The sequence below is a fragment of the Stenotrophomonas sp. PS02298 genome (assembly GCF_029959445.1).
Lineage (GTDB): Bacteria > Pseudomonadota > Gammaproteobacteria > Xanthomonadales > Xanthomonadaceae > Stenotrophomonas.
On record NZ_JASCOR010000103.1, the window covers coordinates 1 to 16079 of the forward strand.

The following is a 16079-nucleotide window of genomic DNA, read 5'->3' on the forward strand; positions in this document are numbered from 1 at the left end:
CCGACCAGGCGGCCGGCTGCACGCTGAAGTGACGGCGCCGCGGCGCCGATTCACCAGCCGTACCGAGCGAGCGCTCGGCACGGCCCAGGGCCATGGCCACCTGCGCCGGCAGTTCGCCTGCCGGAAAACGGCTGCGCGCGGGCAGCAGCAGCGTGGCTTTGGCCATCGTCAGTCGAGGTACTCGACGCTGACGATTTCGTACTCGCGCTGGCCAGCCGGCGCGTCGATGGCGATGGCGTCGCCTTCGTGCTTGCCAATCAGGGCACGCGCCACCGGCGAGGAAATGGCGATCAAGCCCAGCTTGATGTCCGCTTCCAGGTCACCAACGATCTGGTAACGCTTTTCTTCGTCGCTCTCGACGTCAGCCAGGGTCACCGTTGCACCGAACACCACCTTGCTGCCAGCGTTGAGCTTGCTGATGTCGATGATTTCCGAATGTGACAGTTCACCTTCCAGCTGCTTGATGCGGCCTTCGATGAAGCCCTGCTCTTCGCGTGCGGCGTGGTACTCGGCGTTTTCCTTCAGGTCACCGTGCTCGCGTGCTTCGGCGATGGCGGCGATGACCTTGGGGCGCTTCTCCGACTTCAGGTGATCCAGCTCGTCACGCAGGCGCTTGGCGCCCTTCATCGTGATGGGGGCTCTCATGCATTCAACTCCTTGTGCAGTTCCTGCAGCGACAACACCGGACCGGTGCCACGGAACTCCAGCGACTGCACCAGCGCCTTGGCGCCAGCAACGGTGGTGGAGTACGTGATGCGGTTCTGCAGTGCCTCGCGGCGGATCGAGAACGAGTCATTGATCGCAGCACGGCCTTCGGTCGTGTTGACGATGTAGACGATCTCGCCGTTCTTGATGCTGTCCACGATGTGCGGACGGCCTTCAACCACCTTGTTGACGACGTCACAGGTATAGCCGTGCTGCTGCAACCAGGCGGCGGTGCCACGGGTGGCCACCAGCGAGTAGCCGCGTTCGACCAGCCCCTGCACCGCCGGCATCACGCGCTGCTTGTCAGCGTCGCGCACCGAGATGAAGACCTTGCCGACCGGCGGGGTCTTGATGCTGCCGGCTTCCTGCGCACGTGCGAACGCTGCGCTGAAGGTACGGCCTACACCCATCACCTCACCGGTGGAGCGCATCTCCGGCCCGAGGATCGGATCGACGCCCTGGAACTTGGCAAACGGGAAGATCGCTTCCTTCACCGAGTAGTAATCCGGCACGATTTCCTTGGTCGCGCCCTGCTCGGCAAGCGTCTTGCCGGCCATGCAGCGGGCGGCGATCTTGGCCAGCGCCATGCCGGTCGCCTTGGACACGAACGGCACGGTGCGCGAAGCACGCGGGTTGACTTCCAGCAGGTAGATCACGTCGTTGCCATCGGCATCGGCCTGGATCGCGAACTGGGTGTTCATCAGGCCGACGACCTGCAGTGCCTTGGCCAGCTCGGTGACCTGGCGGCGCAGTTCGGCCTGGGTTTCAGCCGACAGCGAGTACGGCGGCAGTGAGCAGGACGAGTCACCGGAGTGCACGCCGGCTTCTTCGATGTGCTCCATCACGCCGCCGATCAGGACCTTGCCGTCCTTGTCGCAGATGATGTCGACGTCGGCTTCGACCGCCGCATCGAGGAAGTGATCCAGCAGCACCGGCGAATCATTCGACACCTTGACCGCGTCGCGCACGTAGCGGGCCAGGTCGGCTTCGCTGTAGACGATTTCCATTGCACGGCCGCCAAGCACGTAGCTCGGGCGCACCACCAGCGGGTAGCCGATTTCGCGGGCCAGCAGCAAGGCTTCCTGGTCGTTGCGGGCGATGCGGTTCGGCGGCTGCTTCAGGCCGAGCTTCTCGACCAGCTGCTGGAAGCGCTCACGGTCTTCGGCCAGATCGATGGAGTCCGGCGAGGTGCCGATCACCGGCACGCCATTGGCTTCCAGCGCACGTGCAAGCTTCAGCGGGGTCTGGCCGCCGTACTGCACGATCACGCCCTTGGGCTGCTCCAGCTCGACGATCTCCAGCACGTCTTCCAGCGTCAGCGGCTCGAAGTACAGGCGGTCGGAGGTGTCGTAGTCGGTCGAAACGGTTTCCGGGTTGCAGTTGACCATGATGGTTTCGAAACCATCCTCGCGCAGGGCGAGCGCAGCGTGCACGCAGCAATAGTCGAACTCGATGCCCTGGCCGATGCGGTTCGGGCCACCGCCCAGGATCATGATCTTGTCGCGGTTGCTCGGTGCGGCCTCGCACTCGTCCTCGTAGGTCGAGTACAGGTAGGCGGTGCCGGTGGCGAACTCGCCGGCGCAGGAGTCAACGCGCTTGTAGACCGGACGCACCTTGTGGGCGCGACGCAGTGCACGGATGGCCGCTTCGTTGGTGCCGGTGAGCTGCGCCAGGCGCGCATCAGAGAAACCAGCGCGCTTGAGCTTGCGCAGGCGCGCTGCGTTCAGCGAATCGATGCCTTCGGCATGGACCTGCTTTTCGTCAGCGATGATCTCTTCGATCTGGTCGAGGAACCACGGGTCGATGTGCGACAGGCCGTAGATTTCGTCCACGCTCATGCCGGTACGGAAGGCGTCACCCACGTAGAACAGACGCTCCGGGCCCGGAGCCTTGAGCTCGCGCTTCATGGTGGCGACGTCGTCTTCGTTGCCCAGGTCCAGCTCGGTCGGGTCGAGGCCGACCTTGCCGGTTTCCAGGCCACGCAGCGCCTTCTGCAGCGACTCCTTGAAGGTGCGGCCCATCGCCATCACCTCACCCACCGACTTCATCTGGGTGGTCAGGCGCGCGTCGGCGGCCGGGAACTTCTCGAAGGCGAAGCGCGGAATCTTGGTGACGACGTAGTCGATCGACGGCTCGAACGAGGCCGGGGTCAGGCCGCCGGTGATTTCGTTCTTCAATTCGTCCAGCGTGTAACCGACCGCCAGCTTGGCGGCGACCTTGGCGATCGGGAAGCCGGTGGCCTTGGAAGCCAGTGCCGAGGAACGCGACACGCGCGGGTTCATCTCGATCACCACCACGCGGCCGGTGGTCGGGCTGATGCCGAACTGCACGTTCGAACCGCCGGTATCCACGCCGATCTTGCGCAGCACGGCGATGGAGGCATCGCGCAGGCGCTGGTATTCCTTGTCGGTCAGGGTCTGTGCCGGTGCCACGGTGATCGAGTCACCGGTGTGCACGCCCATCGGGTCCAGGTTCTCGATCGAGCAGACGATGATGCAATTGTCCGCGGTGTCGCGGACCACTTCCATCTCGAATTCCTTCCAGCCCAGCACCGATTCTTCAACCAGCACTTCGGTGGTCGGCGACAGTTCCAGGCCGCGGCCAACGATCTCGATCAGCTCTTCGCGGTTGTAGGCGATGCCGCCGCCGCTGCCGCCGAGGGTGAAGGACGGACGGATGATGGTCGGGTAGCCAACGCGGGTCTGGATTTCCAGCGCCTCTTCCAGCGTGTGGGCAACGGCGGCGGTCGGGCATTCCAGGCCGATCTCGCCCATCGCCACGCGGAACAGCTCGCGGTCTTCGGCCATGCGGATGGCTTCGCGCTTGGCACCGATCAGCTCGACGTTGTACTTCTCCAGCACACCGTGGTCAGCCAGGTCCAGCGCGCAGTTCAGCGCGGTCTGGCCGCCCATGGTCGGCAGCAGCGCGTCGGGGCGCTCCTTGTCGATGATCTTCTCGACCGTCTGCCAGTTGATCGGCTCGATGTAGACGGCATCGGCCATCTCCGGGTCGGTCATGATCGTGGCCGGGTTGGAGTTCACCAACACCACGCGGTAACCCTCGTCACGCAGCGCCTTGCACGCCTGCGCGCCGGAGTAGTCGAACTCACAGGCTTGGCCGATGACGATCGGGCCAGCGCCGATGATCAGGATGGTTTTTAGGTCGGTGCGCTTTGGCATTTTCTTCTCTAAGTCAGTACAGCGTGTCTGGGGGAAGTGATCGCACGCTGTCGATCAGGAAAACTCTTCTGGATCAATCGTGACACCGCATTGGCTCTGGATGCGCTCGCTCAGGCGCAGCGGCAGGCCATCGGGCATGGCACCCAGCTCCGCAAGCACGGCGCCCAAGGCTTCATAGGAGCCGCTGGCCATGAACTCGCCTACCTGCTTGCGCTCCAGCTCGCTGGGCTCGCCCTCGAACTCGGCGGGCAAGGCGGTGCCGTACATCATCTGGCGCTGGGTCGCGACCATGCGCTTGCCGCCCTGGCTCGAATAGAACGCCTGCCAGCGCTTGAGGTGCTGCTGGCCGTCGTTGCCAAGATTGGCGACCAGGCGATCCACCAGTGCTTCATTCAGCACCTCGCCGATCGGCGGGGCCAGGCACGCGCGTTGTGCTGCCGGAATCTGCTGGAAGAGCGTGACATTGGCCAACATGGACGTGGCCGCGTCATTGCCCATGCGCTCGAAGCCGGTCAGCGGCAGCAGATCGCGGATCTCCTGTGCGGTCACTGGCGCCGCGCTGGCCACCGAGGTGGCCAGCAGCGCCGGCAACATCAGCCAGCGCGCCTTGCTCACGCCTTGGCCCCTTCCATCAGGGTGATGAAGCGGTCGAACAACGGTGCCACGTCACGCGGACCCGGCGAAGCTTCCGGATGGCCCTGGAAGGAGAACGCCGGCGCATCAGTCAACGCGATGCCCTGGATGGTCTGGTCGAACAGCGAGCGGTGGGTGACCCGCACATTGGCAGGCAGCACGCTTTCGTCGATGGCGAAGCCGTGATTCTGCGAGGTGATCATCACCCGGCCGTCGTCGATGTCCTGCACCGGGTGGTTGGCACCGTGGTGGCCGTGGCCCATCTTCATGGTCTTGGCGCCTGCGGCCAGGCCCAGCAGCTGGTGGCCGAGGCAGATACCGAAGGTCGGAATCTTCTGCTCGACGAAGGTCTTGATCGCGCTGATGGCGTAATCGCAGGGTTCCGGGTCGCCCGGGCCGTTGGACAGGAACACGCCATCCGGCTTCAGCGCCAGCACTTCGGCAGCCGGCGTCTGGGCAGGCACCACGGTCAGCTCGCAACCGCGTTCGGCCAGCATGCGCAGAATGTTGGTCTTGACGCCGAAGTCATAGGCCACAACCTTGAACTTCGGTTCGGCGCGCACGAATTCGTTGCGGTCCAGGTCCAGCTGGCCTTCGGTCCAACCGTAGGACTTGTCGGTGCTGACCACCTTGGCCAGATCCATGCCCTTCAGGCCGGGGAACTTGCGGGCGGCTTCCAGCGCCTTCTCGACATCGATGTCGGGGCCAGCCATCAGCGCAGCGTTCTGGGCGCCGCGCTCACGCAGGATGCGGGTCAGCTTGCGGGTATCGATGCCGGAGATGGCCACCACGCCGCGCTGGATCAACCAATCCTGCAGCGACACCTGGTTGCGCCAGTTGCTTGGGCGACGCGGCACATCGCGAACGATCAGGCCCGATGCCCATACCTTGGAGGCTTCGTCGTCCTGGTCGTTCATACCGGTGTTGCCGATATGCGGATACGTCAGGGTGATCATCTGCCGGGCGTAGGACGGATCGGTCAGCATTTCCTGGTAACCGGTCACGGCGGTGTTGAACACCACCTCACCCACGGATAGGCCGGGCGCGCCTACGGATTCGCCCTCGAATACGGTGCCGTCTTCGAGCACGAGAATTGCGGCTTGGGTCACGGGAATCTCACTTTGGCTACCGGGGGACTCCGAAGCCACGCCTGCGTTCACGGTCAAAAACCGGTTGCAAAAAAGCGCGGACGGCGGTCTGGGAACCGGTCCGGCTAACGTGTTTCGGCGAGCCGGAATTGTAAAGGCAAGGGGGCACCAACGCCAGCGCCCCGTTTGCCTCTCTTCAGCTGTTCAGTGGTGACAAAAGCCATGTTCCGGAAGGAAAGTGCCGCGCATTCAGCTATTTCAGGCCAACTCGGACGTCCCGACCAGATCCCGCACCCGGTACTGCGCCGGACTGCGCTGGCGCAGCTGCTTGGCCGCATGCAGCGCCCCGCGCGCGAAAATGTCGCGGTTGGTGGCCCGGTGCACCAGCTCCACCCGCTCGCCCAAGCCGGTGAACTGCACGAAGTGCTCGCCGATGATGTCGCCGGCACGCAGGCTGGCGTAACGCGGTTCCGCGCCGCCGTGCTGGGCCGATTCCCCCAGTGTCAACGCGGTACCGGAGGGGGCGTCCTTCTTGTGCACGTGATGGGATTCGACGATGTCGCAGTCCCAGCCCGGCAATGCCGCCGCGGCCCGCTCCACCAGCTCGGCCAGCACTGCCACGCCAAGGCTGAAGTTGGTCGCCCACACCAGAGGAATCCTGGACGCCGCAGCGGTCAGGGCAACCTGTTGCGCCTCGCTGATGCCGGTTGTACCCGATACCAGTCCCACACCGCGCTCCACGCACAGCGCCAGCACCGGATCAAAGCCCTCCGGCAGGCTGAAATCGATCGCCACATCAAATGCAGGCGTACCAGACAGCTCGCTGGCGGCGAAATGCGGAATGCCGTCGATCACGCGTTGGATTGGCGGTTTGCGCACCACCGCGGCGACCACCTGCAACGAGGAATCTTCTGCCGCAAGGCGCAGCAGGGCTTGGCCCATGCGGCCGGAGGCGCCATGGATCAGCAAACGGGTTGGAGTCGTATTCATGCCCGCACGCTAACGCTTCAACGGCCCAGCGCACAAGCGCACAGCGCGCGATTACATCCTGCCGACATGGGTGATCGCACGACTGCCGGTCATATACGTCCGCCAACGGCTGCGTTCCACGGTGTCGCGACCGCGGCTGACCATGCGCACGCCCGCCATTTCGACAATGGCCGACACCTCAACCTCGGCCGAACGACCATCGCTCGCAATGCTGATGCTGTTCACCTTCTGCTCGTAGCGCAGCGGCATGCGACCACCGAAGGTTTCCCGGAACTGACGCAGCTGGCTCATGCTCTGAGCCAAGGACGCGCAGTACTGCTCCCTGTCATAGCGCTGCTCGGCCTGCTGGGTTTCGGTCTTGGTTACCGTGGTCTGCACATAGTCTTTCGACAACATCTCGCACAGCGGCTTGTCGTCGCCTGCCGCAAGCGCCTGGTCGGCGCGCAGGTACAGCGCGCGCACCTGGGACTCGGTGATCTTGTTGCCACCACGCAGATAGAACGACCCACCTGCAGCCAACACCACGACCAACATCACAACGCCAATCAATGACTTCATGTCTTTCCCCTGGTTGCTCCGTGCAATCGACGCAGTGTACAGCCACGATGCTTCAACGAACATCCAAGCCTTGCCTGCATCACTGCCAGCCCCGCGGTCCGGCCGAACGACCCAGCGATGCGCAGCCAGGACCGTAGCCCGGGTAAGCGCAGCGCACCCGGCCCCCCCCTCTGCCAAGCCTGGACACCGCTACAGCGCGTGCCATCCAATTGCTCCTGCCTGCAAAGGCAACAACGCCGGGTTTCCCCGGCGTTGTCGTATTGCTCAATGCTGCTTGGGCTCGCTTGGCCCGCAGCTGTTGCAGCCGCCGCATGCCCCCGCAGCGCTGGCGGCCGGTGGCGCCAGTCGTCGCCCCCAGGCCTGCAGCCGCGGCGAGCGCTGCGGCTTCACCAGCCACAGCGCCAACACGCCACGCAGCTTGCGCAATACACCGGGAAACTGCTTTTTCAGCACCACCCAGGCACTGACCAGCACCGCCACGGCGATGATCAGGTATTGCAGCAGCAGGCCATTGTCCATCAGCCGGCTCCCAGTGCCACCGCCACCTGGTAGGTGACGAACGCCGCCAGATAGGCTGCGCCGAACAGGTAGACCGTGGCGAAGGCCATCTGCTTCCACGAATTGGTCTCACGCTTGATCGTGGCCAACGTGGAAATGCACATCGGCGCGTAGATGAACCAGACCATCAGCGACAAGCCGGTCGCCAAGGTCCAGCCATCGCTGATCACCGGGGTCAGCGCCTGGATGGCAGCGTCGTCATCGGCCGCCGACAAAGCATAGATCGTGGCCAGCGAAGACACCGCCACCTCGCGCGCGCCCATGCCCGGGATCAAGGCAATACAGATCTGCCAGTTGAAACCGAGCGGGGCGAAGATCACCGCCATCGCGTGGCCGATCTGGCCGGCGAAGCTGTAATCGATGGCCGGCATGGTCGCGTTCTCGGGTGCACCCGGGTACGACAGCAGGAACCACAGCAGGATGGTCAGCGACAGGATGATGCCGCCCACGCGCTTGAGGAAGATCATCGCGCGCTCGTACAGACCCACCAGCAGGTCGCGCGGATTGGGCAGACGGTAGGACGGCAGCTCCAGCATCAAGGGATGCTCGCTCTTGTCACGACGGAATTTCTTCATCGTCCACGACATCACCAACGCACTGAGGATGCCGGCCACATACAGGGCAAACAGCACCAGCCCCTGCTGGTTGAACACGCCCCACACAGTCTTGGCCGGGATGAAGGCACCAATCAGCAAGGCGTACACCGGCAGGCGCGCCGAGCAGGTCATCAGCGGCGCCACCAGGATGGTCGCCAGGCGATCACGCGGATCCTGGATCGAGCGGGTCGACATGATGCCCGGCACCGCGCAAGCGAAACTCGACAGCAGCGGGATGAACGAGCGCCCGGACAAACCGGCCGAGGCCATCATCCGATCCAGCAGGAAGGCAGCGCGCGGCAGATACCCTGACTCTTCCAATGCCAGGATGAAGGCGAACAGGATCAGGATCTGCGGCAGGAATACCAGCACGCCGCCGACACCGGCAATGATGCCGTCCACCAGCAGGCTGCTGAGCGGCCCTTCCGGCAGCTTCTCGGCCACCACCGGCCCCAGCCAGCCAAAGGCTGCCTCGATGCCATCCATCAATGGCGTGGCCCAGGCATACACCGCCTGGAAGATCAGGAACATCACCACGGCCAGGGTCAGCAGACCGAAAACCGGGTGCAGCAACCAACGGTCCAGCGCGTCATCCACCTTTGCGGTGGGCGCAGGCATGCGCACGGCGGAAGCCAGGATGTCACGCACCTGCGCGTGGTAATCGGCACCGGGCTCGACCGCATGCACCGGCATGGCGTCGAGCTTTGGCATCAGCGTATCGATGCGCTCGACCAGCGCGCGCGCACCGTTGTGACGCACCGCGACGGTTTCCACCACCGGCACGCCCAGCGCCTTTTCCAGCGCCGGAACGTCGATCTCGATGCCACGCTTGCGGGCCGCATCGACCATGTTCAGGGCCACCACCATCGGCTTGCCGAGCTCACGCACTTCCAGCGCAAAGCGCAGGTGCAGGCGAAGGTTGGTCGCGTCAATCACGCAGATAAGCGCATCCGGAGCAGCCTCGCCCGGGTAGAAACCCCGGCACAGGTCACGGGTGATGGCCTCGTCCAGACTGGCCGGATGCAGGCTGTAGGCGCCAGGCAGATCCAGCACCGCGTACTCCTGCCCGGACGGCCCGCGCATGCGGCCTTCCTTGCGCTCGACGGTGACACCGGTGTAATTGGCCACCTTCTGGCGGCTGCCGGTCAGCTGGTTGAACAGTGCGGTCTTGCCGCTGTTCGGGTTGCCAACCAACGCCAACCGGGCAATAGCGGTACTCATGCCTGTGCTCCTTCGGCGCTGATCTGGACGCGCGCGGCCTCGCTACGGCGCAACGCAAAACGGGTAAAACCCACCTGGAACAGCAACGGCTCACCGCCGACCGGACCACGCGCAACCAAGCGGACTTCCTCTCCGTTCACAAAACCCAGCTCGCGCAGACGGCGCGCGATCGCATCGTTTGCATGCAGGTCCTGAACGCTCTCTACGCGCGCTGAAGCATGCAGCGGCAAATCTGACAACGTCACTGAATAGCGCCTATGGAGTGGTGATAAGAATGGTTATCAATTCTAGCATCGCCGCGCTGCGTCATGGCGTCCCACCCCTGCACCGCTATGATTCGCGGGATTTCCGTTCAAACAGGCATTACCAATGAGCGATGCACTGCTCGTGCAGCAGCAGGGCGCGGTAGCGACCCTTTCCATGAACCGGCCGGACCTGCACAACGCCTTCGACGCGGCGCTGATCCAATCCCTGACCGAGACCCTGTCCAGCCTGGGCGCCGACCCGGCCGTGCGTGCCGTGGTACTGGCAAGTACCGGCCCCTCCTTCTCGGCCGGTGCCGACCTGCAGTGGATGCGTTCCATGGCCAGCGCCAGCCAGGAAGAGAACCGCATCGACTCGCTGGCGCTGGCACGGCTGATGCGCACCCTGGACGAGCTGCCCAAGCCGACCATTGCCCGCGTGCAGGGCGCAGCCTTTGGTGGCGGCGTTGGCCTGGTCGCCTGCTGCGATATCGCCATCGCCGCCGAGGGCGCGCGCTTTGGTCTGACCGAAAGCCGGCTCGGCCTGCTACCCGCGGTGATCTCGCCCTATGTGATCGCCGCGATCGGTCCACGCCAGGCACGGCGCTGGTTCGCCACCGGCGAGCATTTCGACGCAACTACCGCGCAGCAGATCGGCCTGGTCCATCAGGTGGTAGCCGCCGATGCATTGGACGCCGCCGTGCAGACCCAGCTCACCCTGCTGGGCAAGGCCGGCCCGGTTGCCGCCGCATCCGCCAAGGTACTGGTCCGCGAGGTCCATGCTGCGCTGGGCGACCGCGATGGGCTGGACCGTGCCAATGCCGGCCTGATCGCCGCCCTGCGCGCCTCCGATGAAGGTCGCGAAGGGCTGACCGCCTTCCTTGAGAAGCGCCCTCCCCGTTGGACCGCGCAGTAATCTGCGCTCCTGCCCAACCTGCGCCCTCCTTCAGCCAAAGACCGCTCCATGAATGATTTCGTCCGTATCGTCGAAGTAGGCCCGCGTGACGGCCTGCAGAATGAGAAGCAGCAGGTCGCCACTGCCGACAAGATCGAATTGATCGACCGGCTCTCGGCTACCGGCCTGCGCAGCATCGAGGCCACCAGCTTTGTCAGCCCGAAATGGGTGCCGCAGCTGGCCGACGCCGCCGAGGTGTTTGCCGGCATCCAGCGCAAGCCGGGCGTCAGCTACCCGGTACTGGTGCCCAACGAACAGGGATACGAGCGTGCCCTGGCGGTAGGTGTCACCGAGGTTGCCGTGTTTACTGCCGCCTCGGAACAGTTCAACCGCACCAATACCAATGCCGGCATCGATGAGTCGCTGCAGCGCTTCGAACCCATCCTGGCCCGCGCCAAGGCTGACGGGGTGCGGGTGCGTGGCTATGTCTCCACGGTATTGGGCTGCCCTTACCAGGGTGAAGTGCCGTTGGCCGACGTGGTCCGTGTGGCTGTTCGCCTGCACGCCATGGGCTGTTATGAAATATCACTGGGCGACACCATCGGCGTCGGCACCCCGCTCAAGGCCCGTGCCATGTTGCGGGCGGTGGCCGCGGAACTGCCGGTCGCCGACCTGGCCGTGCATTTCCACGACACCTATGGGCAGGCCCTGGCCAATATCGCCAGCTGCCTGGAGGAAGGCGTGCGGGTAGTCGATTCAGCCGTGGCCGGCACCGGTGGCTGCCCCTATGCGCGCGGTGCTAGTGGTAATGTCGCCAGCGAAGATGTTATTTACATGCTGCACGGCATGGGGATGCGTACCGGCGTGGATCTGCCGGCGCTGGCCGCTACGGGGAACTGGCTCGCAGAACGACTGGGCCGGCAGACAGGCAGCAAGACAGGAAGGGCATTGACAGTGTCATGACCGGAACCAGCCAGCTTGGGATATCTGACGACGGCGATCACCGCGCCGCGCATGTCGACGCGCTGGCTGGACTGGACAATGCACTTCAGCAACCGCTGCCAATCAGCCTGCAACAGGCCTTGCTTGCTGCCCGCTCAGCCTTGACCGAGGCCATGGCCGAGCGAAGACTGGCACAACGCCGCTACGCCGCCCTGTTCAACGCAGTGCCCGACCCGGTCAGCATCCTCAGCGCTACCGGCGTGGTGCTGGACGTCAACAGCGCCGGGGTCCGCGCCTATGGCCGTACCCGCGAGGAGATCGTCGGCCAGCCCATCGAGCTGCTCAATCCCGACCTGCCGGCCGACCACCTTGAGCCGGTCTGGGAAACCCTCAATCGTGGCGAAACCTATGTAGTGGAAGTCACCAACATGCGCGGTGACGGCAGTCGCTTCCCGGTGGAGGTGCATTCGGCCACCATCGAACACGACGATGCACATTGCATCGTCGCCGTCGCCCGCGACCTGAGCCGGCGCTGGCAGGCCGAAACCCGTTACCGTCTGCTGCTGGAGTCCATCGACAAGGGGGTGATGCTGTTTGACCGCCACCTGGGCATCATTTCCGCCAATCCTGCGGCACACCGCATCTTCAACCTCGGCAGCATTGCCCCGGCCAAGGTGCCGCTGCACAGCGACGAGTGGATCAGCGTCGATGAGCACGGCCGTCGGCTGCGGCCCGAGCACTGGCCGGTAACCCGCTCGTTTGCCGAAGGCAGGACCATCCCCAGCACCATCATCGGCCTGTACCACCGCCCCAACGGACGGATGATCTGGATCTCGATCACCACGGTGCCGGTGTTCTCGGCCGGTTGTGACCTGCCCGACCATGTGTTTTCCCTGTTCAGTGACATCACCGAACTCAAGCGCGACCACGCCCTGTTCGACCGTGCCCAATCACTGGCGCATATCGGCGGCTGGGAGTGGGACCGCGGCCAGCAGCGGCTTTACCTCACCGGCGAGGCACAGCGCATTCTTGGCCAGCAATCGGCTCCCACCGATCTGGAGCAGCTACTGGCCTGCCTGAACAGCCTGTCACGCCAGCAGCTGCGCGATGCGATGGAACGCGTGGTCGAGCAGCGCACCGGCTTCGAACTGGAACTGCAGGGCCAACGCGCCAGCGGCCACAGCTTCTGGATCAGGATGATCGGTGAGGTGGAGCTCGGCGACCTAGCCTCGACCCGCATCGCCGGCACCCTGCAGGACATCACCGAGCCCAAGCATGCCGAGCAGACCCTCAAGAACCAGGCGCGCACCGACCCGCTGACCGGCATCATGAATCGTGATGCCGCACTTACCGATCTGGAAGCCCGGCTGAGCAACCCCTCCCACGCCGAGGTCGCAGTGCTCTACATCGACCTGGACCGGTTCAAGACCGTCAACGATGTGCTCGGCCACAACGCCGGCGACCTGCTGCTGATCGAAGCCACCCGCCGCATTTCCGATGCGATCGGCACCGAGGGCCTGCTTGCCCGCTTCGGCGGCGATGAGTTCGTGGTGACCTGCGACGCCCGCGAGCTGCCAGGCCGACCGGAAAAGCTGGCCGAGGCCATCACCCGCGCCTTCGTCCCGCCGTTCCAGTTCGGCAAGGACGAATTTCCAGTCACTACCAGCATTGGTATTGCCCGCGCGCCCAAGGACGGCGTGCGCCCGCAGCAACTGATCCAGAACGCCGATCTGGCCATGTACGAGTGCAAGCGCCGCGACCGCAATGGCTGGCAGCTGTTCTCGCCGGAACTGGCCCGGCGCCAGCGTGACCGCCTGCAGATCGAGCGGCGCCTGCGCAAGGCCCTGGACCGCGACGAGTTCCGGCTGGTCTACCAGCCGCAGGTTGACCTGCGCAGCGGCCAGACTATCGCCTGCGAAGCCCTTATCCGTTGGCGCAGCCGCCAGCTCGGCGAGCTGCGCCCGGACATCTTCATCAGCCATGCCGAGAACACCGGCGACATCGTGCGCATCGGCGAATGGGTGCTGCACCAGGCCTGCCGGCAGATCCGCGAGTGGCAGCGCGAAGGGCTGGGCATGATGCGGGTGGCGATCAACGTCTCCTACCGCCAGTTCAGTGGCGACCGCCTGGCGCGCCAGGTGCGCGAGGTGCTGGACCATTACGGCCTGCCCGGCAGCGCGTTGGAACTCGAGTTCACCGAGCGGGTATTGATCGAGGACGCCCCGGCGACCCTGCGCACCTTTGCCGAGCTGCGCGCCATGGGCGTGGTACTGACCATCGACGACTTCGGTGAGGGTTATAGCGCGCTCAACTACCTGCGCACCCTGCCGATCCACGGCCTCAAGCTCAGCCAGCTGTTCATCAGCGGCGTACCTGGCAACCCTTCCGACGTCGCCGTCTGCGAAGCAGTCTGTGGCATCGCCCGCAGCCTCGGCCTGGGTCTGGTCGCCGAAGGCATCGAGTCCGAGGCGCAGCGCCAGTTCCTGCTTGGGCTCGGCGTGCCGGTTGGCCAGGGCTTCCTGTTTGCACCTGGCCTGTCGCCGCCTGACTTCAGCCGGCAACTGACCCGGGCCGACATCGCCGGCCCGGTACCACAGGTCTGATCACCCCAACCTGGCACGGATCGGAATCGCCCCGTAGCCCGGGTAAGCGCAGCGCACCCGGGGCTCTCGGCAGGAAAATTCAGGCCCTCCAATATCCCGCTCCCCGGGTGCGCTGCGCTTACCCGAGCTACCTTGGCGACGAGAACAGGATGTAACGGTCTATGGCCTCGCTGCATCAAGTCCTGTGCCACAGGTCTGCCCGCAGCCGCTGGCCGCGGATCGGCATCAGCTAGAATCGGCGGATCACTCAGCAGGATTGTTCCGATGCAGCTGTCTTCCGTTCGTGCCGTCATCACCGGCGGCGTCTCTGGCCTCGGCCTCGGCGTCGCCCAGTTCCTGGTTGCCAATGGCGGCAAGGTCGCCCTGTTCGACCTCAATGATGAAAAGGGCGCCGCTGCGGTCGCCGAACTGGGCGCCGACAATGCCCGCTACTTCACCACCAATGTCACTGACGAAACCGGTGTCGCCGCCAATCTGGCTGCCGCACGAGAGTTCCTGGGCGGCTTGAACGTGGTGATGAACTGCGCCGGCATCCTCGGTGCCGGCCGCGTGCTCGGCCGCGAAGCGGCGATGCCGCTGGCCAACTTCCAGACCACGGTGATGGTCAACCTGGTCGGCAGCTTCAACGTCGCCAAGGCCGCCGCCGAACTGATGCAGCACAACGAGGCCAACGCCGACGGCGAGCGCGGCGTGATCATCAATACCGCCTCGGTGGCTGCCTATGAGGGCCAGATCGGCCAGGCCGCCTATTCCGCCTCCAAGGGAGGCGTGGTCGGCATGACCCTGCCGATGGCACGCGAGCTGTCGCGCTTCGGCATCCGCGTACTCACCATCGCGCCGGGCGTGTTCTGGACCCCGATGGTCGACGGCATGCCGCAGAACGTGCAGGAATCACTGGCTGCCTCCATCCCGTTCCCGTCGCGGCTGGGCCAGCCGGCCGATTTTGCCAGCCTGGTCGGCCACATCATTGGCAATACCTACCTCAACGGTGAGACTATTCGCCTCGACGGTGCGGTACGTCTTGCACCGAAGTAATTGAGCCGGGAATGGGGAACAGAGAGTGGGGAATTGCCCCCCCTATCGCTTCACCATTGCCTGAACCTCATTGCCTGTCCGTTGGATGGAAGGCGGTTGACCTTCCATTCCCGATTCCCTATTTCCATTCCCTGCATTTATGAAAGCCAACGACATCAAGAAAGGCAACGTCGTCGAGTACAACAACGGCGTCTACCAGATCCGCGACATCGAGCGCAGCTCGCCGCAGGGCCGTGGCGGCAACGTCCGCTTCCGCTTCATCATGTACAGCGTGCCGGGCGGCAACAAGCTCGATGCCAGCTTCGATGCCGATGACAACCTGCCGGAAGTCGAGCTGCTGCGCCGCCAGTCCACCTTCTCCTACATGGACGGCGACGCCTTCGTGTTCATGGATGACGAGGACTACACCCCGTACACGCTGGACGCCGAGGTCATCGGCGACGACGCCGGCTACATCACCGAAGGCCTGACCGGCATCTACGTGCAGGTCATCGACGACCAGCCGGTTGCCGTGCAGATGCCGCAGCATGTGACCCTGGAAGTGATCGAGACCCCGCCGGAACTGAAGGGCGGCACCGCCACCAAGCGGCCGAAGCCGGCCAAGCTCAGCACCGGCCTGGAAATCATGGTGCCGGAGTACATCGTCAACGGCGAACGCATCCTGGTGAACACCACCACCGGTGAATTCGGCGGCCGCGCTGATTGATTGACGACAGCCTCCCGCCAAACGGCGGGAGGCTGTGCACGGCTTTTTGTAGGAGCGGCGTAAGCCGCGAAGCTGGTAGGGCTTCGGATCCAGAGATTCTCTGAAAGCCAGCGTCGCCATAGATAGCC

Annotated in this window: 14 protein-coding genes and 1 pseudogene; 5 read left to right on the plus strand and 10 right to left on the minus strand. The window is 64.7% G+C overall.

Going from position 1 to position 16079, the window contains the following annotated elements; genetic code table 11:
- The 10 genes and pseudogenes from QMX78_RS21600 to QMX78_RS14575 form a co-directional block, all read right to left on the minus strand.
- Window positions 1-166, minus strand: a pseudogene (locus QMX78_RS21600) (phosphoglycerate mutase); the annotation flags it as partial.
- A 2-nt stretch (window positions 167-168) separates the two neighbouring features.
- The gene (gene greA / locus QMX78_RS14535; RefSeq protein ID WP_282270766.1) at window positions 169-645 is read right to left on the minus strand and encodes a transcription elongation factor GreA; all 477 of its coding nucleotides are present in this window, start codon (window positions 643-645) and stop codon (window positions 169-171) included.
- Entirely contained in the window at window positions 642-3884 is a 3243-nt protein-coding gene (gene carB, locus QMX78_RS14540) for a carbamoyl-phosphate synthase large subunit (RefSeq protein ID WP_282270767.1), read from the minus strand. The genes greA and carB overlap by 4 nt, the downstream gene beginning before the upstream one ends.
- Window positions 3885-3938: 54 nt before the next feature.
- Window positions 3939-4499, minus strand: coding sequence for a hypothetical protein (locus QMX78_RS14545; protein WP_282270768.1), 561 nt, complete (start codon window positions 4497-4499; stop codon window positions 3939-3941).
- On the minus strand, window positions 4496-5626 hold the full coding sequence (gene carA / locus QMX78_RS14550; RefSeq protein WP_282270770.1) for a glutamine-hydrolyzing carbamoyl-phosphate synthase small subunit: 1131 nt from the start codon (window positions 5624-5626) through the stop codon (window positions 4496-4498). Before carA ends, QMX78_RS14545 begins: the two co-directional genes overlap by 4 nt.
- 237 nt (window positions 5627-5863) lie before the next feature.
- Window positions 5864-6595, minus strand: a complete 732-nt coding sequence (gene dapB / locus QMX78_RS14555; RefSeq protein WP_282270772.1) for a 4-hydroxy-tetrahydrodipicolinate reductase — start codon at window positions 6593-6595, stop codon at window positions 5864-5866.
- Window positions 6596-6646: 51 nt separating this feature from the next.
- Entirely contained in the window at window positions 6647-7153 is a 507-nt protein-coding gene (locus QMX78_RS14560; RefSeq protein WP_282270774.1) for a hypothetical protein, read from the minus strand.
- A gap of 264 nt (window positions 7154-7417) precedes the next feature.
- Entirely contained in the window at window positions 7418-7672 is a 255-nt protein-coding gene (locus QMX78_RS14565; protein WP_282270776.1) for a DUF6587 family protein, read from the minus strand.
- On the minus strand, window positions 7672-9528 hold the full coding sequence (gene feoB, locus QMX78_RS14570; RefSeq protein ID WP_282270778.1) for a ferrous iron transport protein B: 1857 nt from the start codon (window positions 9526-9528) through the stop codon (window positions 7672-7674). Before feoB ends, QMX78_RS14565 begins: the two co-directional genes overlap by 1 nt.
- Complete coding sequence (locus QMX78_RS14575) at window positions 9525-9773, minus strand: FeoA family protein (protein WP_282270780.1); 249 nt, start codon at window positions 9771-9773, stop codon at window positions 9525-9527. Before QMX78_RS14575 ends, feoB begins: the two co-directional genes overlap by 4 nt.
- A 124-nt stretch (window positions 9774-9897) precedes the next feature.
- On the opposite strand from QMX78_RS14575, the gene QMX78_RS14580 reads away from it, so the two are divergent.
- The 5 genes from QMX78_RS14580 to yeiP all read left to right on the plus strand — a co-directional run bounded on the left by QMX78_RS14580 (window position 9898) and on the right by yeiP (window position 15951).
- Window positions 9898-10686, plus strand: a complete 789-nt coding sequence (locus QMX78_RS14580; RefSeq protein WP_282270782.1) for an enoyl-CoA hydratase-related protein — start codon at window positions 9898-9900, stop codon at window positions 10684-10686.
- 48 nt (window positions 10687-10734) lie between these two features.
- Window positions 10735-11628: a hydroxymethylglutaryl-CoA lyase gene (locus QMX78_RS14585; protein WP_282270784.1), complete on the plus strand. Its 894-nt coding sequence runs from the start codon at window positions 10735-10737 to the stop codon at window positions 11626-11628.
- Window positions 11625-14210 carry an EAL domain-containing protein gene (locus QMX78_RS14590; protein ID WP_282270785.1) on the plus strand — a complete coding sequence of 862 codons (2586 nt, stop codon included), beginning with the start codon at window positions 11625-11627 and terminating at the stop codon, window positions 14208-14210. Before QMX78_RS14585 ends, QMX78_RS14590 begins: the two co-directional genes overlap by 4 nt.
- 264 nt (window positions 14211-14474) lie before the next feature.
- On the plus strand, window positions 14475-15245 hold the full coding sequence (locus QMX78_RS14595) for an SDR family NAD(P)-dependent oxidoreductase (RefSeq protein WP_282270787.1): 771 nt from the start codon (window positions 14475-14477) through the stop codon (window positions 15243-15245).
- Between the two features lie 139 nt (window positions 15246-15384).
- Window positions 15385-15951 carry an elongation factor P-like protein YeiP gene (yeiP, locus tag QMX78_RS14600; RefSeq protein ID WP_282270790.1) on the plus strand — a complete coding sequence of 189 codons (567 nt, stop codon included), beginning with the start codon at window positions 15385-15387 and terminating at the stop codon, window positions 15949-15951.
- The last annotated feature ends 128 nt before the right edge of the window (window positions 15952-16079 follow it).